Annotated in this window: 21 protein-coding genes; 16 read left to right on the forward strand and 5 right to left on the reverse strand. The window is 70.1% G+C overall.

The genetic code is table 11. From position 1 onward, the window contains the following. Window positions 1–79: 79 nt before the first annotated feature. The 3 genes from ACTJJP_RS02880 to ACTJJP_RS02890 form a co-directional block, all read right to left on the reverse strand. Entirely contained in the window at window positions 80–1,399 is a 1,320-nt protein-coding gene (locus ACTJJP_RS02880; protein ID WP_440773526.1) for an MFS transporter, read from the reverse strand. 13 nt (window positions 1,400–1,412) lie between these two features. Continuing rightward, window positions 1,413–2,306 (reverse strand): shikimate dehydrogenase, encoded by an 894-nt coding sequence (locus tag ACTJJP_RS02885; RefSeq protein ID WP_440773527.1) that lies wholly within the window; start codon window positions 2,304–2,306, stop codon window positions 1,413–1,415. Between the two features lie 239 nt (window positions 2,307–2,545). Next, window positions 2,546–3,178, reverse strand: coding sequence for a TetR/AcrR family transcriptional regulator (locus ACTJJP_RS02890; RefSeq protein WP_440773528.1), 633 nt, complete (start codon window positions 3,176–3,178; stop codon window positions 2,546–2,548). A gap of 50 nt (window positions 3,179–3,228) precedes the next feature. Here ACTJJP_RS02890 and ACTJJP_RS02895 point away from each other — a divergent pair, with 50 nt between their 5' ends. The 6 genes from ACTJJP_RS02895 to ACTJJP_RS02920 all read left to right on the forward strand — a co-directional run bounded on the left by ACTJJP_RS02895 (window position 3,229) and on the right by ACTJJP_RS02920 (window position 10,356). Further along, a complete protein-coding gene (locus ACTJJP_RS02895; protein WP_440773529.1) occupies window positions 3,229–5,040 on the forward strand; it encodes a bifunctional sugar phosphate isomerase/epimerase/4-hydroxyphenylpyruvate dioxygenase family protein in 1,812 nt (603 codons plus the stop codon). A 13-nt stretch (window positions 5,041–5,053) separates the two neighbouring features. Continuing rightward, on the forward strand, window positions 5,054–5,512 hold the full coding sequence (locus ACTJJP_RS02900) for a type II 3-dehydroquinate dehydratase (RefSeq protein ID WP_440773530.1): 459 nt from the start codon (window positions 5,054–5,056) through the stop codon (window positions 5,510–5,512). Between the two features lie 143 nt (window positions 5,513–5,655). Further along, a complete protein-coding gene (gene efp, locus ACTJJP_RS02905) occupies window positions 5,656–6,216 on the forward strand; it encodes an elongation factor P (protein ID WP_183419607.1) in 561 nt (186 codons plus the stop codon). Window positions 6,217–6,218: 2 nt separating this feature from the next. After that, window positions 6,219–6,629: a transcription antitermination factor NusB gene (nusB, locus tag ACTJJP_RS02910; RefSeq protein WP_440773531.1), complete on the forward strand. Its 411-nt coding sequence runs from the start codon at window positions 6,219–6,221 to the stop codon at window positions 6,627–6,629. Between the two features lie 232 nt (window positions 6,630–6,861). Beyond that, window positions 6,862–9,813, forward strand: a complete 2,952-nt coding sequence (locus tag ACTJJP_RS02915) for a DEAD/DEAH box helicase (protein WP_440773532.1) — start codon at window positions 6,862–6,864, stop codon at window positions 9,811–9,813. A 105-nt stretch (window positions 9,814–9,918) separates the two neighbouring features. Then, complete coding sequence (locus tag ACTJJP_RS02920) at window positions 9,919–10,356, forward strand: VOC family protein (RefSeq protein WP_440773533.1); 438 nt, start codon at window positions 9,919–9,921, stop codon at window positions 10,354–10,356. Between the two features lie 88 nt (window positions 10,357–10,444). Here the strand turns inward: ACTJJP_RS02920 and ACTJJP_RS02925 are convergent, their stop codons facing one another. Further along, a complete protein-coding gene (locus ACTJJP_RS02925) occupies window positions 10,445–11,440 on the reverse strand; it encodes a DUF2207 family protein (RefSeq protein WP_440773534.1) in 996 nt (331 codons plus the stop codon). A gap of 93 nt (window positions 11,441–11,533) precedes the next feature. On the opposite strand from ACTJJP_RS02925, the gene ACTJJP_RS02930 reads away from it, so the two are divergent. Next, window positions 11,534–13,117: a Rieske 2Fe-2S domain-containing protein gene (locus ACTJJP_RS02930; protein WP_440773535.1), complete on the forward strand. Its 1,584-nt coding sequence runs from the start codon at window positions 11,534–11,536 to the stop codon at window positions 13,115–13,117. Window positions 13,118–13,120: 3 nt separating this feature from the next. Next, complete coding sequence (locus ACTJJP_RS02935; RefSeq protein ID WP_440773536.1) at window positions 13,121–13,516, forward strand: VOC family protein; 396 nt, start codon at window positions 13,121–13,123, stop codon at window positions 13,514–13,516. A gap of 125 nt (window positions 13,517–13,641) precedes the next feature. Here ACTJJP_RS02935 and ACTJJP_RS02940 read toward each other — a convergent pair whose 3' ends face one another. After that, window positions 13,642–14,280 (reverse strand): hypothetical protein, encoded by a 639-nt coding sequence (locus ACTJJP_RS02940; RefSeq protein ID WP_440773537.1) that lies wholly within the window; start codon window positions 14,278–14,280, stop codon window positions 13,642–13,644. A gap of 155 nt (window positions 14,281–14,435) precedes the next feature. On the opposite strand from ACTJJP_RS02940, the gene pyrR reads away from it, so the two are divergent. Genes pyrR through gmk form a run of 8 tightly spaced genes read left to right on the forward strand, consistent with a single transcriptional unit; the run spans window position 14,436 to window position 24,020 of the window. Continuing rightward, window positions 14,436–14,966, forward strand: coding sequence for a bifunctional pyr operon transcriptional regulator/uracil phosphoribosyltransferase PyrR (gene pyrR / locus ACTJJP_RS02945; protein ID WP_440773538.1), 531 nt, complete (start codon window positions 14,436–14,438; stop codon window positions 14,964–14,966). Further along, window positions 14,963–15,931 carry an aspartate carbamoyltransferase catalytic subunit gene (locus tag ACTJJP_RS02950; RefSeq protein WP_440773539.1) on the forward strand — a complete coding sequence of 323 codons (969 nt, stop codon included), beginning with the start codon at window positions 14,963–14,965 and terminating at the stop codon, window positions 15,929–15,931. Before pyrR ends, ACTJJP_RS02950 begins: the two co-directional genes overlap by 4 nt. Next, window positions 15,928–17,250 (forward strand): dihydroorotase, encoded by a 1,323-nt coding sequence (locus ACTJJP_RS02955; RefSeq protein WP_440773540.1) that lies wholly within the window; start codon window positions 15,928–15,930, stop codon window positions 17,248–17,250. The genes ACTJJP_RS02950 and ACTJJP_RS02955 overlap by 4 nt, the downstream gene beginning before the upstream one ends. After that, window positions 17,247–17,750 carry a PH-like domain-containing protein gene (locus tag ACTJJP_RS02960; protein WP_440773541.1) on the forward strand — a complete coding sequence of 168 codons (504 nt, stop codon included), beginning with the start codon at window positions 17,247–17,249 and terminating at the stop codon, window positions 17,748–17,750. Before ACTJJP_RS02955 ends, ACTJJP_RS02960 begins: the two co-directional genes overlap by 4 nt. Further along, window positions 17,747–18,985 (forward strand): glutamine-hydrolyzing carbamoyl-phosphate synthase small subunit, encoded by a 1,239-nt coding sequence (carA, locus tag ACTJJP_RS02965; protein ID WP_440773542.1) that lies wholly within the window; start codon window positions 17,747–17,749, stop codon window positions 18,983–18,985. Before ACTJJP_RS02960 ends, carA begins: the two co-directional genes overlap by 4 nt. After that, the gene (gene carB / locus ACTJJP_RS02970) at window positions 18,978–22,265 is read left to right on the forward strand and encodes a carbamoyl-phosphate synthase large subunit (protein ID WP_440773543.1); all 3,288 of its coding nucleotides are present in this window, start codon (window positions 18,978–18,980) and stop codon (window positions 22,263–22,265) included. The genes carA and carB overlap by 8 nt, the downstream gene beginning before the upstream one ends. Next, window positions 22,262–23,122 (forward strand): orotidine-5'-phosphate decarboxylase, encoded by an 861-nt coding sequence (gene pyrF, locus ACTJJP_RS02975; protein ID WP_440773544.1) that lies wholly within the window; start codon window positions 22,262–22,264, stop codon window positions 23,120–23,122. Before carB ends, pyrF begins: the two co-directional genes overlap by 4 nt. After that, window positions 23,115–24,020 (forward strand): guanylate kinase, encoded by a 906-nt coding sequence (gene gmk / locus ACTJJP_RS02980; RefSeq protein ID WP_440773545.1) that lies wholly within the window; start codon window positions 23,115–23,117, stop codon window positions 24,018–24,020. The genes pyrF and gmk overlap by 8 nt, the downstream gene beginning before the upstream one ends. Window positions 24,021–24,188 lie beyond the last annotated feature (168 nt).

Consider the following 24,188-nt stretch of genomic DNA (forward strand, 5'->3'; position numbering starts at 1 on the left):
GGCACTCGCGAGGAATCCTCGCCCGCCTGCGCGCACGAAGGCCCCGTCTCCCGAAAGAGACGGGGCCTTCGTGCCCCGGTCAGACGCGCGCGGGGACGCGCTCCTCGGCGCGGAGTCCCAGCTGGTCGGTGGGAACGTTCTTCGTCTCGCGAGCGGTCAGGGCGCTCACCGAGGCGATGACCGCGATGACCGCGGTGAAGAGGCTGATGACGACCCAGCCGCCCGCGCCACCACCGCCGAGGGCGGCGACGATGCTCGGCGCGAACCCGGCCATGAGGAAGCCGAGCTGCGTGCCGATCGCCATTCCCGAGAAGCGCACGCGGGTGCTGAACATCTCGCCGTAGAACGACGGCCACACGGCGTTGGCCGCGGCGTAGCCGCACGAGAAGGTCAGGATGGCCAGGCCGAAGGTGAGCAGGTCGTTCCCGGCGCCCATCGACAGCATGTAGAACGGCATGAACGCAGCCGACGACAGCGCGCCGTAGATGAAGACGGGCTTGCGGCCGATGCGGTCGGCGAGCCGGCCGAACAGCGGCTGGGTGAACAGCGCGACCACATTGGCGACGACGACCAGCCACAGGGTAACGCTGGCCGCCAGACCGACCTCCTTGCCGTAGGCGATCGCGAGGGTGCCGAACACGGTGGAGACCGCGGCGATGAAGGCGCAGAAGATCACGCGGAGCACGTCGCGCCAGTGGTTCTTGAGCAGCGGCACCAGCGGCATCCGGGCGATCTGGCCGGTGGCCTTCGCCTGCTCGAACTCGGGGGTCTCGTGCAGGCTCCGGCGGATGAAGAACGCCACCACGACGACGACCGCGCTGAGCCAGAACGGCACGCGCCAGCCCCACGAGAACTTGATGTCGTCGGGCAGGGCGACGACGGGGATGAAGATGAGCGCCGCGAGGATCTGGCCGCCCTGCGTGCCGGTGAGGGTCCACGAGGTGAAGAACGAGCGGCGACCGTCGGGGGCGTGCTCGAGCGTCAGCGACGACGCTCCGGCCTGCTCGCCCGCGGCCGACAGGCCCTGCGCGAGACGGCACAGCACCAGCAGAGCGGGCGCGAACCACCCGATCTGCGCGAAACCGGGGAGACAACCGATGATGAAGGTCGACAGGCCCATCAGGACCAGCGTGAACATGAGCACCTTCTGGCGACCGATGCGGTCGCCGAAGTGGCCGAGGATGATCGCGCCGAAGGGGCGGGCGATGTAGGCGAACCCGAAGGTCGCGAACGACATCACCAGCGCCGCCTGATCACCCGACGGGAAGAACACCGTGGGGAAGATGAGGGCGGCGGCGGAGCCGAAGAGGAAGAAGTCGTAGTACTCCACGGCACTGCCCATGAAGCTGGCCGTGGCCGCCTTCACAGGAGTCTTCCGCGTCGTTGCGGTGGTGGTCATGAAGGGATGCTCCTTAGCGGGCGACGGCCGGTCCGACGGTGGTGTCGGCGGCGACGAGGTCGAGGAAGTGGGTGGTCATGCGGTCGGGGTCGGGTCGCGTCCCCGTGATGAGGGCGAACGCGTCGACGGCCTGGTGGACCGCCATGCGTCCGCCGCTGAGGGTGCGGCAGCCGCGCTCGCGCGCGGTGACGAGGAGTTCGGTGTCGAGGGGGCGGTACACGATGTCGGCGACCCAGAGGTCGGGGCGCAGCAGGTCGGCGTCGAGGGGGAGCCCGGGGTGCTCGGCCATGCCGACGGGGGTGCAGTGCACGAGACCGTCGGCGCCGGCGAGTACGTCGGCGAGCCGGTCGGGCGCGGCGGTGTCGACGACGGCGAGCGGATGCCGCGACGTCAGGTCGTCGGCGAGGGCCGCGGCGCGCACGGGGTCGAGGTCGACGATGCTCAGCCGCGCGGTGCCCAGGCGCAGCAGCGCGTCGGCGACGGCCGACCCCGCGCCTCCCGCGCCGAGCTGGACGACGTGCCGGGTCTCGGCATCCGCGAGCCCGTCGACGAACGCGGCGGCGAAGCCGGTGGTGTCGGTGTTGTGGCCGACGCGCCCGTTGGGAGTGAACAGCACGGTGTTGACCGCGCCGAGGGCGGCGGCGACCGGGTCGACCCGGTCGAGGTGCGCGAGGACGCTCTGCTTGCACGGGTGGGTGACGTTGACCGCGTCGTAGCCGAGGCGCTCCGCCCAGGCGAGGACGTCGCCGATCCGCTCGGGGTCGATGCCGAGCGCGGTGAGGTCGAGGGGGCGGTAGACGTAGGTCATCCCGAGGGCGCGTGCCTCGGCCATGTGCATCGGCGGGGTCAGCGAGGGGAGGACCCCGGTGCCGATGAGGCCGACGAGGTAGGGGTGCGCGTCGATCACGGTACTCCTTCGTGTCCGTGGGTCCGGCTATGTACTAACCGGTACGTTCAGAGGAAACCACGAGCGCGATGCTCTGTCAACGACGAATTCCGGATGCCGATACGCACACCCGGGTCCGCTGGAGTCGTCGAAGCGGGAGCCGACGCATCGAGTACCCAGAACAGCCGGATGCTCCGCGAAACACCCCGGGCGTCGTGGACGCTCGACCGACCGACCGGCCGGGCCGTCCGCTCTGAGGATCAGCGCGCGGGGGCGGTCAACCACCCGACGACCACGTCGCCGAGGGCGGTGCGCAGGTGCGCCCGACGCTCGGGGGATGCGAGGTCGACGTCGAAGAGGTGACCGAAGGTGTACTGGTTCGCGACCTGGAACACGCAGTAGGAACTGATCACGAGGTGCACGTCGATCGCGTCGACGTCCGAGCGGAACACCCCGGCGTCGCGACCGCGATCCAGGATCTCGTCGAGCAGGCCCTTCGCCGGCTGGGAGAGCGTTCGCAGCCCGTCGATCTGACGGATGAACTCGCCCCGATGGATGTTCTCGATCGCGACCAGGCGGATGAAAGCCTCGTGCCCCACGTGGTGGTCGAAGGTCAGCTCGGCGAGGGCGCGGATGGCATCCACGGGATCGGCATGGTCGACGTCGATCGCCCGCTCCGCCTCGCGGATACCGCGGTACGCCTCTTCGAGCACCGCGCGGTACAGACCCTCTTTGCCACCGAAGTAGTAGTAGATCATCCGCTTCGTGGTGCGGGTACGGGCGGCGATCTCATCGACGCGGGCGCCGGAGAATCCGGCTTCGGCGAAGACTTCGGTCGCGACGGAGAGCAGTTCGGCGCGAGTGCGCTCGGCGTCTCTGCGTGCCTCGGCCATTCGGTCAGACTAGTGGACCCGCTTTGTACCAGATGGTACATTCGGCGCCCATGAGGACCTCGATGGCGACCGTCTGTATCAGCGGCACCCTGGCCGACAAGCTGCACGCGTGCGCGGAGGCCGGTTTCGACGGCGTGGAGATCTTCGAACCCGACCTTCTCGCCGCCCCCGAGAGCCCGGAGGAGATCGCCGCCCTCGCGGGGCGACTCGGCCTCAGCCTCGACCTCTACCAGCCCCTGCGCGACGTCGAGGGTGTCGACGAGCAGACCTTCGCCGCGGTGCTCCGCCGCGCCGAGGCCAAGTTCCGTCTCATGAACCGCCTCGGCATCGAGTTGGTGCTCTGCTGCAGCAACGTCGCCACCGCCACGGTCGACGACGACGACGTCTCCGCGCATCAGTTGCGGCGTCTCGGCGACCTCGCGGCGGGGTACGGCATCCGCATCGCGTTCGAAGCCCTCGCGTGGGGGCGCTTCGTCGATGATTACCGGCGCGCGTGGCGCATCGTCGAGCTCGCCGACCACGCCTCGGTGGGTGTCTGCCTCGACTCGTTCCACATCCTCTCGCGGGGGCACGACCCCGCCGCGATCAGCGGCATCCCCGGCGAGAAGATCTTCTTCGTGCAACTCGCCGACGCGCCGCGACTCAGCATGGACGTGCTGTCGTGGAGCCGGCATCACCGCCTGTTCCCCGGCGAGGGCGACTTCGACCTGACCGGCTTCACCGCGCGGATCGTGGATGCCGGATACACCGGCCCGTGGTCGCTCGAGGTGTTCAACGACACCTTCCGACAGACCGACGCCCGGCGCACCGCCCGCCACGCCCGCCGATCGCTGCGCTGGCTCGAAGACGCCGTGACGCGCGCAATGCCCGACGCGCCGGCCGAGCTGCAGATGCTGCCCGACTCGGCCGCGCCCTCGGCCGTCGATTTCGTCGAGGTCAAGGCGGAGGACACCTCCGCGATCGAGGAACTGCTGGGCCAGCTCGGCTTCACCTCGCGCGGACGCCACCGCACGAAGCCCGTGACCCTGTGGACCGCGGGGGACGCGCGCGTCGTGCTGAACGAACAGCACGCACGCGGGTGGGAACCGCGACTGGCGGCAATCGGCCTCGAGGTCGACGACGCCGAAGCGGTCGACCTGCGCATGCGCGAGCTCGGGGTACCGCGGGCCTACCGCCGCACCTACGCCACCGAGGAGCGACTCGACGGGGCGATCGCCCCCGACGGCACCGAGGTCTACTGGGCGCAGGCCGCCGACGAGGGGGACCCGGCCTGGGTGCGCGAGTTCGAGCACGGTGAACCGGAGTCGGGAACCGACATCACGGGCGTCGATCACGTCAGCCTCAGCCAGCCATGGGATGCCGTCGAAGAAGCGACCCTGTTCTACACCGCCGGCTTCGCGTTGCGCGTCGACAGCAGCACCGACGTCCCCGGCCCGCAGGGGCTCGTCGCCAGCCGCGTGCTCGTCGCTCCGGGCGGAGGCGTGCGCCTGCCGCTGAACGTCGCGCCCCCGATCCTCGCCGCCGAGCGCGCGGGCGTCGCCCTCCCGCAGCACGTCGCCTTCGTCTGCGACGACGTGCGCGCGGTCGCCCGAACGGCGCGCGAGCGCGGATTCGCGCCGTTGGAGATGCCCGCCAACTACTACGACGACATCGCCGCCCGCTTCACCCTGACCGACGCCGAGGTCGACGAGCTCCGAGACCTCCACCTCGGTTACGACCAGGATGCCGCCGGGGCGTACCTGCACTTCTACACGCGCACCATCGGCGAGGTGTTCTTCGAGTTCGTCGAGCGCGTTGACGCCTACGCGGGGTACGGCGCGGGCACCGCCCCCGTGCGCCTCACCGCGCAGGGTCGGCGCTGATAGCGTGCCCGACATGACGACGCCCCGCCGCCTGCTGCTCGTGAACGGCCCGAACCTCAACCTGCTCGGCACCCGCCAACCCGAGATCTACGGGCGCGACACCCTCGCCGACGTCGAGCGGGTCACCGCCGACGCCGCCGCCCGGCACGGCCTCGAGACGCGCGCGGTCCAGAGCAATCACGAGGGGGTGCTGATCGACGCCATCCACGCCGCGCGTCTCGACTGCGTCGGCATCGTGATCAACGCGGGGGGACTCACGCACACCTCCGTCGCCCTGCGTGACGCCCTGGCATCCGTCGATCTCACGGTCGCGGAGGTGCACATCTCGAACATCAAGGAGCGGGAGACGTTCCGGCACTTCTCGTACATCGAGGACGTCGCGGCCGTCCACGTGATCGGCGAGGGCGTCCCCGGCTATGCGCGCGCGGTCGACCTCCTCGTCGAGGTCATCTCAGGCCGCGCCGACGGCTGAGTCGCCTCCCACCCGCATCCGGTCTCCCCGTCCAGCCGTGCACACCCCGTGATCGCGTCCGCCGCGGGGCATCGCGTAGACTCGGTCGCTGGGTGTGCGCCGGAGCGCCGCCTCTCCTCACACGAAACGGAACACTGGCACTCATGGCATCCACTGCGGACATCAAGAACGGCGTCGTCCTGAACATCGACGGTCAGCTCTGGAGCGTCGTGGAGTTCCAGCACGTCAAGCCCGGCAAGGGCGGCGCGTTCGTACGCACCAAGCTGAAGAACGTCATGAGCGGCAAGGTCGTCGACAAGACCTTCAACGCCGGCGCCAAGATCGAGACCGAGAACGTCGACCGCCGCGACTTCACCTACCTCTACAACGACGGCGACGGCTTCGTCTTCATGGACGTCGCCGACTACGACCAGATCACCGTCGGTTCCGCCACCGTCGGCGACGCGGCGAACTTCCTGCTCGAGAACCAGCAGGTGCAGATCGCGCTGAACAACGGCAACCCGCTCTACGTCGAGATGCCGCCGTCGGTCGTGCTCGAGGTCACCTACACCGAGCCGGGGCTGCAGGGCGACCGCTCGTCGGCCGGCACCAAGCCCGCCACCGTCGAGACCGGCTACGAGATGCAGGTCCCGCTGTTCCTCGAGACCGGCACGAAGATCAAGGTCGACACTCGCACCGGCGAGTACCTCGGCCGCATCAGCTGACCTTGAGCGCCCGCACCAAGGCGCGCAAGCGCGCCCTCGACATCCTGTTCCAGGCCGACGTCCGCGGCGAAGAGCTGGCGATCATGTTGGCCACCGAAGCCAAGCGCGCCTCCTCGGAGCCCGAACGTCAGGCGTCGTGGCTGTACGCCCGCGACATCGTCGACGGCGTGATCGACAACCGCGACGAGATCGACGAGCAGATCACGACGTTCGCAAAGGACTGGTCGCTGCAGCGCATGCCCGCGGTCGACCGCGCGCTGCTGCGCATCGGCGCGTGGGAGATCCTCTTCAACGACGAGGTCCCCACGGCCGTCGCCATCGACGAGGCGGTGGAGCTGGCGAAGGAGTTCTCGACCGACGACTCCGGCTCGTTCGTGCACGGCGTGCTCGCGCGCATCGCGCGTTCGTCCTGACCGCCCGCACCCCGCCGACTCGCGACGTGTTCCGGCGCGGCCCCGGCGTCTCGTCGGCGGTCGCTCCGGGCGCTGAGGGCAGGTCGGCGAGAAACGCTATCTGCGGGCAGAAACGTCACGTCGCGGCGTTTCCGCCCGCGAATCGCGTTTCTTCGGCGCTCTGCCGCGCCACGCGCACGATGGCGCACGGCGCGCACGCCCCGATGTCGGAGGCTTCGGGCAGGATGCTCGCGTGACCACCTGGCGCGATCTCGTCCCGAGGAGCGAGCCGGCCGAACGCGAGCCGCTCGCCCTCGGCATCGAGCTTCGTCAGCGCGAAGCGTACGATCCCGCCCGGTGGGACGCCCGGGCGGTGCTTGCCGTAACCCCGCGCATGCTCGCCGAGCGGCAGGACGACCTCCAACTCGTCGCGCGCCCCCTCGTGCGCGGAGCGCGCGACACGTGGATCCGTGCAGATGCCACATGGGATGCCGTGCGGCGATCGTCCGGCCGGTTCGACCCGGCGCAGGTGCGGTGGTTCGCCGAGCTGCACGCCCTGGCTCAGGCATTGCGGACGGCCGGGCCGTTCGCCCCGTCCGGCGACACGATCGCTCTCGACACCGTCGACTCACCCCTGCTCTGGCCGCACCTGCGCGCCGCCGAGGTCCACGGCATCCCGATCGTGTCGCTCCACGCGCAGCAGAGCGTGAGCATCGCGGCCGAGGCGACCGCACGTGTGGCGCTGGATGCCGTGGGTGGGGGAGCGCTGCGCGTGTCCGCCGACATCGAGATCGACGGACGACAGCGGGATGCCGCTTACACGCGGGCGATCGGCGGTTCCGGGCTGTTCGCCTACGAGCTCGACCGCGACCCCGTGCCCGTCGTGCTCGCGGCGGTCGACCTACCCCCGCCGCTGCCCTCCCTGCTCGGGAGCGCGGCGGTCGAGGTACCCGCGGCGGACGCGGCGGAGTTCGTCGCCGAGGTCTACCCGCGGCTGGCGCGCCGCGCGCCGCTCTCGGTGGGCGCGGGCGTACCGGCGCCGCCCCCGGCCCGGCCGACGCTCACCGTCGAGGTGTCGTATCTCGACGGCGACGCTGCGGAGTATCGTCTCGACTGGGCGTATCCCGGCGGGTTCCGCGTCGCGTGGGACGACGGCGGAGAGCACCCCGACCGCGATGTCCGCGCCGAAGCGCAGATCGGAGAACGGTTCGAGACGGCGTGGACGACGGCATCCGACCTCCCGCTCACGGCGCGTGCGATCCTGCGCGACGCGGACGCTGCGGCCTTCAGCGCGCACGTGCTTCCGGCGGTCGACGTGGTCCCCGAGGTACGGGTACGCACGCGCGGGACACGACCGATGTTCCGCGAGTTGCGGGGCGATCCGTCGCTGCGCATCACGACCGTGGAGTCCCTGGATCGCGACTGGCTGGACCTCGGCATCGCCGTGACGATCGACGGCCGGCTGATCCCGTTCGGGGTGCTGTTCACGGCGCTGTCGCGCGGGCGTACGCGCATCAAGCTGTCCGACGGGGCATGGTTCTCGCTCGCCCACCCGGCTCTGCAACGGCTGCGCGAGCTGCTCGAGGAGGCCGCCGCGCTCGACGAATGGGAGACGGGGCCGCGCGTCCCGCGCACGCACCTGGCCCTGTGGGCGGAGTTCGAAGACCTGGCCGACCAGTCCGAGGCGGCGGGGGAGTGGCGACAGCTCGCCCGGGCCTTGCGGGACGTCGCCGAGGTGCCGCGCGTGCCGACCCCGCCGGGGTTCCTCGCCGACCTGCGTCCCTATCAGCGCGAGGGCCTGTCGTGGCTCGCCCTCCTGCATCGGCACCGGCTCGGCGGCATCCTGGCCGACGACATGGGGCTCGGCAAGACCCTGCAATTGCTCGCGCTGATCGCCCACACCCGGTCGCGGGGAGACACCCGGCCCTGGCTCGTCGTCGCCCCGACCTCGGTGCTGCCGACCTGGCACGCCGAGGCCGCCCGTTTCGTCCCCGACCTGCGGGTCGCGGTGATCGAGGCCACCTCCGTTCGGCGCGACCGAACCGTCTCCGAGATCTCCACGGGAGCGGACGTCGTCGTCGCGTCGTACGGCGTCGTTCGGGCGGATGCCGAGGAGTTCGCCGTGCCGCACTTCTCCGGTGTCGTGCTCGACGAGGCGCAGTTCGTGAAGAATCCCGCCACCCGCGTCCACCGCGCCATCGCCGCGCTCCAGACCGACGCGGTGTACGCCGCCACGGGCACGCCGATCGAGAACGGTCTCGACGACCTGTGGGCGCTCCTCGCGCTGACGGCGCCGGGGCTGTTCCCCTCGATCCGGCAGTTCCGCGAGGATTACACACGGGCCATCGAACGGCTTCCCTCCGACGCGCCCACCGAGCTGTCGGCCGCGGCGGCCGGTGCGCACCGCGAGAAGACGCTCGACAAGCTGCGCCGCCGCGTGCGGCCGTTCCTGCTCCGCCGCACGAAGGATGTCGTGGCATCCGATCTCCCCCCGAAGCAGGAGCAGGAGATCGCGGTGCCCCTCGGGCCGGCACACCAGGCGGTGTACGACCGAGTGCTGCAGCGCGAACGCCAGAAGGTGCTCGGCCTGCTCGACGATCTCGACCGGCAGCGCTTCATCGTGTTCCGGTCGCTGACGCTTCTGCGCATGCTCGCTCTGGCACCGGGGCTCGTCGACGACCGTGACGCGCACCTCGGCTCCGCTAAGCTCGACGTCCTGCTCGATCGCCTCGTCGAGGTGGCTGCCGAAGGACATCGCGCGCTCGTGTTCAGCCAGTTCACCTCGTTCCTCGACATGGCCGCGCAGAGACTGGATGCCGCGGGCCTCGCCTTCGCGCACCTCGACGGCAGCACCACCCGGCGCGGTGACGTCGTCGCCGGCTTCCGCGAGGGCGACGCGCCGGTCTTCCTCATCAGCTTGAAAGCCGGGGGCTTCGGCCTGACCCTGACCGAGGCCGACTACGTCTTCGTCCTCGATCCGTGGTGGAACCCGGCCGCCGAGTCCCAAGCGATCGATCGCGCACACCGCATCGGTCAGGACAAGAGCGTGTTCGTCTACCGGTTGATCGCCGCGGGCACGATCGAGGAGAAGGTGCTCGCGCTCCAGCGACGCAAGGCCGCCCTCTTCGACGCGGTGATCGACGACGGTGACGCGTTCGCCGCCGCGCTGGATGCCGACGACATCCGTGGGTTGCTCGGGCCTTGAGGCGCGGCGGCAGCGCCGCCGCGGCAACGTGTGCCCGGTGGGTGGGTGGGGCGCTGCCCGACGAACCCCTACAGGCCGCGGCATCCCGCGGCTAGCGTGCGTCGCATGGCCATCACCTTGGAGAACGTCGGCATCGCGGTCCGTGACATCGACACGGCGATCGCGTTCTTCGTCGACCTCGGACTGGCCGTGGTCGGTCGCGACACGATCAGCGGCTCGTGGGCCGACACCGCCGTGGGTCTGGATGGCAACCACGCGAAGATCGCGATGCTCCAGACGCCGGACGGGAACGGTCGGCTAGAACTCTTCGAGTACCTGCACCCCGACGCCATCGAGACGGAACCGACGCGTCCTCATGAGATCGGGATGCACCGCGTCGCGTTCTCCGTCGACGACATCGACGCAGCGCTAGAGATCGCCGCACGCCACGGATGCCATCCCCTTCGCGGTGTCGCGAACTATCAGGACGTCTACAAGCTTACCTATGTGCGGGGTCCGAGCGGCATCATCGTGATGCTCGCCGAAGACCTGAGGAAGACGTGACGGCCCTCCATCGCTCCGGACAGGTCACCGCCGTTCCCCGATTCGTCCGAGTGCCGACCGCTGGATCCTGGGGCCTGCTCGACGGCGACTAGAACAAGCCGTCGATCACCGCACCCGCGGCGTCGAGCGCGTGATCGCCCGCGAAGACGATCTTCACCACGCCCTTCAGCAGCACTTCGACATCCATCACCTGCAGGAATCCGTCACCGACCTCGGCCAGCGTGTGGGGCGACGTCTGCCCCAGCTCGTCGTACCCGATCCGCAGGACGGCCAACCATTCCCTCGCGAGGCCGAACATCACGGCGTACGGAAGAAGACGCTCGTTCAGCGCGAACCGTTCCACTGCGTCGCCCGCGGGTTGCCGGGAGCCGTCGGGCGACTGCAGCACGCTCAGGCGCTCGGACTCGGCGAGAGTGATGTACTGACGGATGCCGTCCAGGTGCTCCCGCCGCGAACGAGCAGCCTCCGCGAAGCGGCGCGCGCGGCCGGCCGGCACGACGGCGAGCGCGGCGATCACCCCGGCGAGCGCGCCGACGCCGACACCGAACGCCGCGGGCGCAGGCGCCGTGGCGAGGAAGAATCCGATCCCGAGGACGAGCAGCGCCCCGCTCCACCGGACGACAGACCGTCCATGATGCCACCCGGCGGCTAGGCCAGCGCGCTGCAGACGACGTCCGTGCATAGCCACGAGGCCGCGCACACCCCGCGCGATCCGGCGACGGTCGCGCGACAGGCGACGCGAGTACCCGCTGGGGGTGTCCGGGCCGCACACGACATCGAGCAGCCGCAGCTCGTCGTCGGTCAGGGTCTCGGGATCGATCACCTGCACCGCAATGCTTTTCCGCGAGACGCCGCCCTCGCTGAGCAGATGGATGCGACCACGCACGACGAGGTCGATGAGAGCGGCGGCGACGGCCCGGCGCTCATGGCCGGACAGGATCGCATCGTCGATGACCGTCGCCCCCGGCTGAGGCGTGTCTTGGACCACGAGCGAGCGAGGAAGACGCGTCGATCGCACACGGAGGACGATGGCCACGACGAAGAGCGCGATCGCCATCCCGAGGATCCCGAGGGCGACGACCATCTCGCCATCGTAGGATCCCGCGGCGCTGCTCACCGACCGCTCAGGAGACCCGCGCGTAGACTCGACAGGTTCCGTCCACGACACAGGAGCGACATGAGAGTCACCGGCCTCGGCCACGCGGGAATGTTCATCGAGACGCGCGGCGGCAGCATCCTCTGCGACCCCGTCCTCGGTCCGAGCTTCTTCGGTTCGTGGTTCCCGTTCCCCGACAACCGCGCTCTCGACTGGGAGCGTTTCGGCAAGGCGGACTTCCTGTACATCTCGCACCGCCACCGCGATCACTTCGATCCGGCGATGCTCGAGCGCTACGTGTCGAAAGACATCAAGGTTCTGCTCCCGGAGTACCCCACCGACGATCTCGAGCAGGACCTCCTCGCGCTCGGCTACACGAACCTCGTGCGCACGGAGGCGGGCGTGCCCCTGCAGTTCGGCGACCTGAAACTCATGGTGACGCCGCTCCGCGCCCCCTCGGACGGGCCGATCGGCGACTCGTCGCTGTCGGTCGACGACGGGACGGCATCCGTCCTCAACCAGAACGACTCGCATCCGCTCGATCTGGAGAAGCTGTTCGACTTCGGCAAGCCGGACGCGTACTTCACCCAGGTGTCGGGCGCGATCTGGTGGCCGATGGTCTACGACCTTCCCCAGGACGCCAAACAGAACTTCGCGAAGCTCAAGCGCGACGCGCAGAACAAGCGCGCGATGTACTACATCGAGAAGGTCGACGCCGAGCACGTGTTCCCGATGGCGGGTCCGCCGATGTTCCTGCGGGACGAGCTGTTCCGCTACAACGGCACAGGCCTCGAGGACGACTCGATCTTCACCGACCAGCGCGAGTTCCTCGCGCACATGAAGGAGCAGCGCCCCGACCAGAAGGGCTACCTGTTCCTCCCCGGCACCGAGGTCGAGGTGCGGGGGTCCGATGTCACCGTCACCCAGACCCTGTACACGGATGCCGAGATCGAGCGCGTCTTCGGCGACAAGTGGAACTACCTCGCCGAGCAGCGCGACAGCCGCCAGGACGAGATCACGGCCGAGGAGGCGACCCGTGCCGAGGTCATCCCGCCCGCGGAGATGCTCGCCGCGTTGAAGGAATGGTGGGAGCCGCTGCTGCGTCGCGCTCGCACGATCCGCAACGGCGTTGGTGGCGTGGTGCGGTTCCGCATCGGCGAGCTCGACATGGTCGTGGACTTCCCCAAGGCCAAGCTGCGCGAATACGCGGGGGAGGAATGTATCTACTGGTACACGATCCCCGCCGACCTCGTCTCGACGAACATCCGCGACCACGAGATCGACTGGTCGAACTCGATCTTCCTGTCGATGCAGTTCGAGGTCGGCCGTTCGGGCAAGTTCAACGAGTTCCTCACCACGTTCCTCAAGTGCCTCTCGCGCGACCGCATCGAGTACGTCGAGAACTGGTACGCCGAGCAGTCGGATCAGACCGAGGATGCCGAGATCGGCGACTGGACCGTGCAGCGTCGCTGCCCGCACCTCCGCGCCGACCTGACGAAGACCGGCAAGATCGAGGACGGCGTGCTGACCTGTTCGCTGCACGACTGGAAGTGGGACCTGGAGACCGGTCGCTGCCTGACGACGACCGGTCACCCGATCCGCTCGTCGCGCGTGCGCACGACGCCGAGTGGCGAGCGCGCCGCCGCCGAGGTCGCCGCGGGCTGATCCGTGCCGGGCTTGCATCGCGTCGAGGTGTGGGTTGCCGAGCTGTCCGTGGCGAGCGTCGAATGGGGATGGCTGCTCCGTGAAGTCGGCTTCGAGCGGAGCGACCAGTGGGCCGACGGGGAGACGTGGAGGGCCGGTGGCGGCCCGTACCTGACGTTGACGACGTCGCCGAACTTGTCGCGGCTCGATCACGATCGTCGTGGTCCCGGCGTGAACCATCTCGCATTCCTCGGCGGCACCCGTGCGCAGGTGGATGCCGTGATGGCCGCGGCGAGCGCGAATGGGTGGCGTCCGCTGTATCAGGACCGGTATCCGTTCGCCGGCGGCCCCTCGCACTACGCCGGGTGGCTCGAGAATTCCGCGGGCTTCAAAGCGGAGATCGTCGCGGACCAGGAGTGACGCGACCGCGTGGCCGTCGGGTTGCGCCCCTCCGCCCGCCCCCAGCGCATAACCCTCAGCACGGAACCCTCAGCACGGACCCCTCAAAGCCCAACCGTCGGGTAGCGCCCCTCCACCCGCGCACCTCAGGGCAGGACTCTCGGCGCGTCCCCCTGAAGGCGCGACCCTGTGGCTGCGCCCCTCGGCCCGCCCCTCCACCCGCGCACCTCAGGGCAGAACTCTCGGCGCGTCCCCCTCGAGGCGCGACCCTGTGGCTGCGCCCCTCGGCGCACACCCCGAAGCACCCCCGGCGCACGCCCCCTGCGCGCACCCCTCGACGAACACCCCCACCGGGCGATCCGCATCATGCGATCGAGCCACTCCTCGCCGGCGTTCTCGGGCACGACGCCCGGAGTGACCGCAGGACCACCACCGTCGGGCGCGATCGAGGAACGCAGCGAGGGCAGCAGATCATCCCCGGTCTTCACCGCCCGCGACACCTCCCGCCTGCTCCGCCCGGTCAGTGTCTGCAGCAAGTCCGTGGCATTCCGGTGGCCCTGACGTTGCGCCAGCCCTGTCGCGCCCCGCTCGCGCACCGAGCGCGCGTCGATGACGCGCGCCGCACAGGCCGCCAGCACATCGAGGGCGTTGCGTGCGGCGATGATCTCGCTCACCAGCGTCAGGAGCTCGCGGTCGTCCAGCTCCTCGACCTCCCGGCCCGCCACCAGCGCGACGACGCGGTCGCTCGCCACCCGAAGGCGGTCGACCGGAGTGCGCGAATCCATAGAACGAATGTACGAATTCCGTCGCCGTGCCACCAGCGCCGGAACGCGACACCACCCGCAACCGCCCAGGGTTCACCCACCCCCACCCGCTACACTCGACGAAGAACCACAGCAACCTTTAACCCCGTCCCGTGAGGCGGAGAAGGGAGCGGCGGATGAATACGCGCACCGTCATGCACGATGCCGATATCGCCCGCGCTTTGACGCGCATCTCGCACGAGATCCTGGAGTCCAACAAGGGACCGGAGGGACTCGTCCTCCTCGGCATCCCGACCCGCGGCGTCACGCTCGCGAACCGGATCGGTCCGCTCGTCAGCGAGTTCGGGGGAGCGTCCGTCCCGGTCGGCTCGCTCGACGTGACGATGTACCGCGACGATCTGCACCGCAACCCCACACGGGCCCCGCGGCGCACCGAGATTCCCGCCGGCGGCATCGACGGCAAGGTCGTCGTTCTGATCGACGATGTGTTGTTCTCGGGCCGCAGCATCCGCGCCGCCCTCGACGCCCTGCAGGACATCGGCCGACCCGCCGCCGTCCGCCTGGCGACGCTGATCGACCGGGGCCACCGCGAGCTGCCGATCCGCCCCGACTTCGTGGGCAAGAACCTCCCCAGTGCCCGCGACGAGCGCGTCAACGTGCGCCTCGCCGAGATCGACGGCGTCGAGGAGGTGACGATCGAGTCATGAGGCACCTCCTCGACACCCAGCACCTCTCGCGCGCCGAGGCGCTTGAGATCCTCGACGTCGCCGAGGACATGGCCGACACCCAGAGCCGCGAGGTCAAGAAGCTGCCGACGCTGCGCGGCAAGACCGTGGTCAACCTGTTCTTCGAGGACTCCACGCGCACCCGCATCTCGTTCGAGGCCGCCGCCAAACGCCTCTCCGCCGATGTCATCAACTTCTCGGCGAAGGGCTCGAGCGTGAGCAAGGGAGAGTCGCTGCAGGACACCGCGCAGACCCTCCAGGCGATGGGGGCGGATGCCGTGGTCATCCGTCACGGCGCATCCGGCGCTCCGCGGACCCTCGCGACCAGCGGTTGGATCAGCGCGGGCGTGGTCAACGCCGGCGACGGCACGCACGAGCACCCCACACAGGCTCTGCTCGACGCGTTCACGATCCGCAAGCGCCTGTTCGGCGACGACAGCCGCGGGCGCGACCTCGACGGCATCCGGGTCACGATCGTGGGCGACGTGCTGCACTCGCGGGTCGCGCGCTCGAACGTCTGGCTGCTCCACACCCTCGGTGCGCGCATCACGCTGGTCGCACCGCCGACCCTGGTGCCGCAGGACGTCAGCGGCTGGCCTGTCGAGATCGACTACGACCTGGATCACGCCATCGCCGCGGGTCCCGACGCGCTCATGATGCTGCGCATCCAGCTCGAGCGGATGTCGGCCGCGTATTTCCCGACTGAACGGGAGTATTCGCGACGCTACGGCCTCGACGCACGGCGTTTGGACGCCCTGCCGACCGATAGCATTGTCTTGCACCCCGGGCCGATGAACCGGGGTCTGGAGATTTCCGCCGAAGCCGCCGATTCGCCTCGTTCGACGGTGCTCGAACAGGTCACGAACGGCGTCTCCGTGCGGATGGCCGTGCTCTACCTGCTGCTGGCGGGCGAGCGGGCCGACACCGAGAAAGAGGACCTGCGATGAGTCACGCCACCCCCCAGACGCTTCTGGTCCGCGGCGCGCGCGTCGAGGGCCAAGATGCCACCGACCTCCTCGTCCGCGACGGCGTCATCGCCGAGACCGGCTCCGGCCTGTCGCACACGGGCGCCACGATCGTGGATGCCGACGGGCTGATCGCCCTGCCCGGCCTGGTCGACCTCCACGTGCACCTGCGCGAGCCCGGCTTCGAGGCATCCGAGACCGTCCTCACCGGATCGCGCGCGGCGGCCGCGGGCGGGTTCACCACCGTCTTCGCGATGCCGAACACCTCGCCCACGGCCGACACCGCCGGCGTCGTCGAGCAGGAGCTCGCCCTCGGCGAGGCAGCCGGCTACGTGCACGTCCAGCCGATCGGCGCGGTCACGGTCGGGCAGAAGGGCGAGCGCCTCGCCGAGCTCGGCGCCATGGCCGACTCCCGCGCACGTGTGCGCGTGTTCAGCGACGACGGCTTCTGCGTCTTCGACCCGCTCATCATGCGCCGGGCGCTGGAGTACGTGAAGGCCTTCGACGGCGTGGTCGCGCAGCACGCGCAGGACCCGCGACTCACCGAGGGCGCACAGATGAACGAGGGGGCCGTCTCGGCCGAGCTCGGTCTCACCGGTTGGCCGGCGGTCGCCGAGGAGTCGATCATCGCGCGCGACGTGCTGCTGGCCGAGCACGTCGGCTCGCGTCTGCACGTGTGCCATCTCTCCACCGCCGGTTCGGTCGACATCATCCGCTGGGCCAAGAAGCGCGGCGTGAACATCACCGCCGAGGTGACTCCGCACCACCTGCTGCTGACCGACGAGCTCGTCCGCGACTACGACGCCCGGTTCAAGGTCAACCCGCCGCTGCGCCGCGAGGAAGACGTGATGGCCGTGCGCGAGGGTCTCGCCGACGGCACGATCGACATCGTCGCCACCGACCACGCGCCGCACCCCGCCGAGGCGAAGGCCTGCGAGTGGGCGGCCGCGGCCAACGGCATGGTGGGACTGGAGAGCGCCCTGCGGGTCGTGCAGCAGGCCATGGTCGACACCGGCCTGCTCGACTGGTCGGACGTCGCGCGTGTGCTGTCGAAGACCCCCGCGCGCATCGGCCGCCTCGACGGTCACGGCACCCCGGTGGCCGCGGGGCAGCCGGCATCGTTCACGCTGTACGACCCGCGCCCCTCGCGCACCTTCGCGGTCGCCGACCTGCGCGGACGCAGCAAGAACTCGCCGTACCTCGGCCGGGAGCTCCCCGGCGAGGTGCGTTGGACCGTGCGCGCCGGCGTCCCCACCGTCGCCGACGGAACCCTGCTCGACGCGCCGGGGGTCCTGGCGTGACGCGTGAGGGCGCCCTGCTCGTCATGGCCGCGGTGGCCGTGATCGCGCTGGCCCTCCTGGCGTGGGCGTGGGTGCGACGAACGCGGCGCGATGCGCGCTACACGGCCCCCGTGGGGGAGCTGCCCGACGACGCCGTCGAGACCGCGGTGTTCCCGGGGCTCTACGTCGCGACGACCCGACACGACGAGCCGCTCGAACGACTCGCGATCAAGGGCCTCGGCTTCCGCTCCCGCGTCGACGTCACGGTCACCACGGCCGGCGTCGCGCTCGACCTCCCGGGCCAGCCCCGCATCGCGCTCACCCGCGACCGCCTGGTGGATGCCGCTCAGGCCACCGTCGCCATCGACCGCGTGGTCGAGCGCGACGGCCTGACGCGTGTCAGCTGGCGCATCGACGACGACACGATCGTCGACACCTACCTCCGACCTCAGGAGGCCTCGGCCAAAGCGCTGGCCGACGCCATCCGTCCTCTCATCACCACGACAGGAAGCGACGCATGACCGCCCTGATCCCTTCCGCGCGCCTGACGCGCGACCCGGCCGTCCTCGTACTCGAAGACGGCACCCGCTACACCGGCCGCGCCTACGGCGCACGGGGCGAGACCCTCGGCGAGGTCGTCTTCGCCACCGGCATGACCGGCTACCAGGAGACGATCACCGACCCCTCGTACGCGGGCCAGATCGTGCTGCAGACGGCCCCCCACATCGGCAACACCGGTGTGAACGACGAAGACCCCGAATCGCGCCGCATCTGGGTCGCCGGTTACGTCGTGCGCGACCCCTCGCGAATGGTGTCGAACTGGCGCGCCGACCGCTCGCTCGACGACGCGCTCGTCGAGGACGGCATCGTCGGAATCTCCGGCATCGACACCCGCGCCGTCACCCGCCGCATCCGCTCCTCGGGCAGCATGCGCGGCGGCGTCTTCTCGGGCGAGGCAGCCCACCTGGATGCCGAGGAGCAGCTGCGCCGCGTCCTCGAGGCTCCGGGCATGGCAGGTCGCAACCTCTCCGCCCAGGTCTCCGTGACCTCGGTCGAGGTCACCCCGGCCGCCGCCGAGCGCCTCGGCAACCTCGCCGTGCTCGACCTCGGTGTGAAGAAGTCCACGATCGACAACCTCGCCGCGCGCGGCTTCGACGTGCACGTCTTCCCGCAGTCCGCCACGATCGACGAGATCCGCGCGATCGAGCCGGTCGCGGCGTTCTACTCCAACGGTCCCGGCGACCCCGCGGCCTCCGACCAGCACGTCGAGCTGCTGCGCGCCATGCTCGGCGACGGACTGCCGTTCTTCGGCATCTGCTTCGGCAACCAGCTGCTGGGGCGCGCCCTCGGCTTCGGCACCTACAAGCTGCCGTTCGGCCACCGCGGCATCAACCAGCCCGTACTCGACAAGACCACCGGCCGCGTCGAGATCACCTCGCAGAACCACGGCTTCGCGGTCGACGCGCCGCTCGACGCCGTCGTCGACAGCCCGGCCGGTTTCGGCCGCGTCGAGGTCAGCCACATCGGTCTCAACGACAACGTCGTGGAGGGACTCCGCGCCCTCGACATCCCCGCGTTCAGCGTGCAGTACCACCCCGAGGCCGCCGCAGGACCGCACGACGCCAACTACCTGTTCGACCGCTTCCGCGACATGGTGATCGCGACCCAGGCCCTTCGACAGGCTCACGGACCGGCCACTGCGGCTCAGGGCCAGAACGACGCTCAGGACTCGACCCAGGAAGACACCAATGCCTAAGCGCGACGACATCCACTCCGTCCTCGTCATCGGCTCCGGCCCGATCGTCATCGGTCAGGCCTGCGAGTTCGACTACTCCGGCACCCAGGCGTGCCGGGTCCTCCGTGAAGAGGGGGTGCGCGTCATCCTCGTCAACTCCAACCCGGCGACGATCATGACCGACCCCGACTTCGCCGACGCGACGTACATCGAGCCGATCACCCCCGAGGTGATCGAGACGATCATCGCCAAAGAGAAGCCGGATGCCATCCTCCCCACCCTGGGCGGACAGACGGCCCTGAACGCGGCGATCCAGCTGCACAAGCGCGGCATCCTCGAGAAGTACGACGTCGAGCTCATCGGCGCCGACTTCGAGGCGATCAACAAGGGCGAGGACCGCCAGATCTTCAAGGAGCTCGTCCTCGAGGCCGGCGCCGACGTCGCGGCATCCGTCATCTGCCACTCGATGGACGAGCTGCTCGCCGGCGCCGAGAAGCTGGGATACCCGCTCGTGGTGCGCCCGAGCTTCACCATGGGCGGTCTCGGCTCGGGCTTCGCCTACGACGAGAACGACCTCCGCCGCATCGGCGGCGCGGGCCTGCACGATTCGCCCACCAGCGAGGTGCTGCTCGAGGAGTCGATCCTCGGGTGGAAGGAGTACGAGCTCGAGCTCATGCGCGACACCGCCGACAACACGGTCGTCGTCTGCTCGATCGAGAACGTCGACCCCGTCGGCGTGCACACCGGTGACTCGATCACCGTCGCCCCCGCGCTGACCCTGACCGACCGCGAGTACCAGAAGCTCCGCGATATCGGCATCGACATCATCCGCGCGGTGGGCGTCGACACCGGCGGCTGCAACATCCAGTTCGCCGTCGACCCGGCGACCGGGCGCATCATCGTCATCGAGATGAACCCGCGCGTCTCGCGCTCCTCGGCACTGGCGTCGAAGGCTACGGGCTTCCCGATCGCGAAGATCGCCGCGAAGCTCGCGATCGGCTACCGCCTCGACGAGATCCCGAACGACATCACCAAGGTGACGCCGGCGAGCTTCGAACCCACGCTCGACTACGTCGTGGTCAAGGTGCCGCGGTTCAACTTCGAGAAGTTCCCCGCCGCCGACACCACCCTCACCACCACCATGAAGTCGGTGGGCGAGGCCATGGCGATCGGCCGCAACTACACCACGGCCCTGCAAAAGGCGCTGCGTTCGCTCGAGAAGCGCGGATCGAGCTTCCACTGGGGCGACGAGTCGCGCTCGGCGGAGGAGCTGCTCGAGATCGCCAAGACGCCGACCGACGGTCGCATCGTCGTCCTGCAGCAGGCGCTGCGCCTCGGTGCCACGCCCGAGCAGGCGTTCGACGCCACCGCCATCGACCCGTGGTTCATCGACCAGATCGTGCTGATCAACGAGGTCGCGGAGTTCATCGGCGGGGCCGAGAGCCTGGATGCCGACACCCTCCGCGTCGCGAAGGAGCACGGTTTCAGCGACGCGCAGATCGCTCAGATCCGCGGTCTCGACGAGGCCGAAGTGCGCGAGAGCCGCTACGCCCTCGAGGTGCGCCCGGTCTACAAGACCGTCGACACCTGCGCGGGGGAGTTCCCGGCCCTCACGCCGTACCACTACTCCTCCTACGACGCCGAGACCGAGGTCACCCCCTCCGACCGCACGAAGGTCGTCATCATCGGTTCGGGCCCCAACCGCATCGGTCAGGGCGTCGAGTTCGACTACTCGTGCGTGCACGCCTCGTTCGCGCTCTCGGACGCCGGATACGAGACCGTCATGGTCAACTGCAACCCCGAGACCGTGTCGACCGACTACGACACCTCCGACCGCCTGTACTTCGAGCCGCTGACGCTCGAAGACGTGCTCGAGGTGCTGCACGCCGAGGCCCAGTCGGGGACGATCCTCGGCGTCGTCTGCCAGCTCGGCGGCCAGACGCCCCTGGGCCTGGCCAAGGGCATCGAGGCGGCGGGCTACACGATCCTCGGCACCAGCCCCGAGGCGATCGACCTCGCGGAGGAGCGTGAACTGTTCTCGCGCCTGCTCGACGAAGCCGGCCTGATCGCCCCGCGCAACGGCACGGCCATCGATGTCGAGGGTGCCGTGGCGGTGGCCGAGGAGATCGGCTACCCCGTGCTCGTGCGCCCGAGCTTCGTCCTCGGCGGTCGCGGCATGGAGATCGTGTACTCGACCGACGCCCTGCGCGATTATTTCGTGCGCGTCGCCGACCAGGCGATCATCGGACCGGGCCTGCCGCTGCTGGTCGACCGCTTCCTCGACGACGCGATCGAGCTCGACGTCGACGCACTGTACGACGGCACCGATCTGTACATCGGCGGCGTCATGGAGCACCTCGAAGAGGCCGGCATCCACTCCGGTGACTCCTCCTGCACCCTGCCGCCCGTCTCGCTCGGCCGCACCGAGGTCGACCGCGTGCGCGAGGCGACCCTGGCCATCGCGAAGGGCGTGGGCGTGCGGGGTCTCCTGAACGTGCAGTTCGCGATTTCGGCAGGGGTCCTCTATGTCATCGAGGCGAACCCGCGCGCGAGTCGCACCGTGCCGTTCGTGTCGAAGGCCCTCGGCATCCCGCTCGCCAAGGCCGCCAGCCGCATCATGGCCGGCAACACGATCGCCGAGCTCATCGCCGAGGGGCTGCTGCCCGAGAAGGACGGCTCGCGTGTGCCGCTCGACGCGCCCGTCGCGGTGAAGGAGGCGGTGCTGCCGTTCAAGCGCTTCCGCACCGCCGACGGTCACACCGTCGACAGCGTGCTCGGACCCGAGATGCGCTCCACCGGTGAAGTCATGGGCATCGACCGCGACTTCCCGACCGCGTTCGCGAAGTCGCAGGAGGCCGCGTACGGCGGGATGCCGACCTCGGGCACCGTGTTCATCTCGGTCGCCGACGCCGACAAGCGCGCCGTGATCCTGCCCGCCCATCGGTTGCAGGAGCTCGGCTTCGAGCTCATGGCGACCGAGGGCACGGCCGAGATCCTCGCCCGCAACGGCATCCGGGTGCAGGTCGTGGAGAAGTACTCCGAGACGCAGGGCTCCGGCCAGCGCAACGTCGTCGACCTCATCAACGCCGGCGAGATCGACATGATCGTCAACACCCCGTCGGGCGGGACCGCGCGTGCCGACGGCTACGAGATCCGCGCCGCGGCCGTGGCCGCCGACAAGGCGCTGTTCACCACCATGGCCGTGCTCGGCGCCGCGGTGAGCGCGCTCGGCGCGATGAAGGACGGCTTCGAGGTCCGGAGCCTTCAGGAGTACGCCGTCGATCGCGCGGGTCGTCTGTGAGCGAGTCGTTCGGGCAGCGGCTCAGCGCCGCTCTCGACGCGCACGGGCCGCTGTGCGTCGGCATCGATCCGCACACCGCCCTCCTGTCGGCGTGGGGGCTCGATGCCACGGCCGAGGGCGTGCGCGCGTTCGGACTGCGCGTGGTCGAGGCGGCCGCGGGTCGCGTCGGCGTCGTCAAGCCGCAGGTGGCGTTCTACGAGCGCTACGGCTCCAAGGGCTTCGCCGCTCTCGAGGACGTCATGGCGGCGGCCCGCGCCGCCGGGCTCCTGGTCATCGCCGACGCGAAGCGCGGTGACATCGGCACGACGATGGACGGCTACGCCCGAGCCTGGCTCGAGCCCGGCGCGCCCCTCGAGGCGGATGCCGTCACCCTGACGCCGTACCTCGGCGCCGAGTCGCTGCGCGACACGCTCTCGCTGGCCCTGCGGCACCGCAAGGGTGCGTTCGTGCTCGCCGCGACGAGCAACCCCGAGGCGCGGGCGCTGCAGAGCGCGATCGTCGACGACGCCCTCGCCGTCGGCGATCACGAGCACGTCGCAGCGCGGGTAGCCCACGACGTGAACGAGGCGAACATCGGTGCCCCCGGCGCCTTCGGCTCGATCGGCGTCGTCGTCGGCGCCACCGTCGACCGCGCCGCGTTCGGTCTCGGCGACGTGGCCCTCGCGGGGATGCCGATCCTCGCGCCGGGCTTCGGTGCGCAGGGTGCGGAGCCCGCCGATCTCGGCCGCCTCTTCGGCTACGTCGCCAAGGCGGTCGTGGCCAACGAGAGCCGGAGCATCCTCGCGGTCGGGCCCGACCGTCTCGCCGCCCGCATCGACGAGCGTTCCGCGCTGTACCGGGAGACCCTGAATGGTTGACGCCCGTCGCCCGCCCGAGGTCGACCGTGCCGCCGCCTCTCGCCGCGCCGTCGAGGCGCGCCGCGAGCGCGCCGCGCTGAAGCGCGACGTGTCCAGCCGCGTCATCTCGCCGCAGGAGCTGCTCCGGCGGGGTCTGGCCGATCCGCTGTCGCCGGCCGGAGCCATGCGCGTGACCGAGTTCCTCACGGCGATCCCCGCGATCGGCGAGAGCAAGCGCGATCGCATCCTCGTCGCGCTCGGCATCTCGCCGGTGAAGCGACTCGGCGGCCTCGGCACGCGTCAACGCGACGCGTTACGGGCCTTCCTCGACACCCGCTGGCCCGAGCCGGGTCCCCGCGACGGGCGCAGCCGACTCATCGTGCTCGCCGGGCCCACGGCGGTCGGTAAGGGCACCGTGGCCGCGCACATCAAGCAGCACTACCCGCAGATCCATCTCTCGGTCTCGGCGACGACGAGGAGCCCCCGCCCCGGCGAGGTCGACGGCCAGCATTACTACTTCGTCGACGACGCCGAGTTCGACCGCATGGTCGCCGCGGGGGAGCTGCTGGAGTGGGCCGTCGTGCACAACCAGAACCGTTACGGCACGCCTCGCGAACCCATCGAGCGCGTTCTCGCCGCGGGCGGTACCGCCCTGCTTGAGATCGACCTGCAGGGGGCCCGACAGGTGCGCGCCGCCGACCCCTCGGCGACGCTGGTGTTCCTGCTGCCCCCGAGCTGGGACGAGCTCGTCCAACGCCTCGTCGGACGGGGGACGGAGGATGCCGAGGAGCGCGCCCGACGTCTGCGCACGGCCCGCGTCGAACTCGCCGCGCAGAACGAGTTCGACTACCGCGTCGTGAACGAAGACGTGGCATCCGCCGCCGCCGAGGTCGTGGCTCTGGCCGCCGCGCAGCGCTGAGGCCGGTCTTGTGCGGTTCGGGGCGGAATCGGCTCCTCGGGGCGTGACAGCCCCGCCCCGAATGGCGGAATCCGCCCCGAATCGGACGAACACGACCCGCCCCGCACCCCTCGGCACGCGCTTCGCCGGTGTCGGCTAGAATCAGAGGATGCTTCGGCGCTTCCGGCG

This window comes from Microbacterium sp. 22296 (genome assembly GCF_052045385.1).
Lineage (GTDB): Bacteria > Actinomycetota > Actinomycetes > Actinomycetales > Microbacteriaceae > Microbacterium.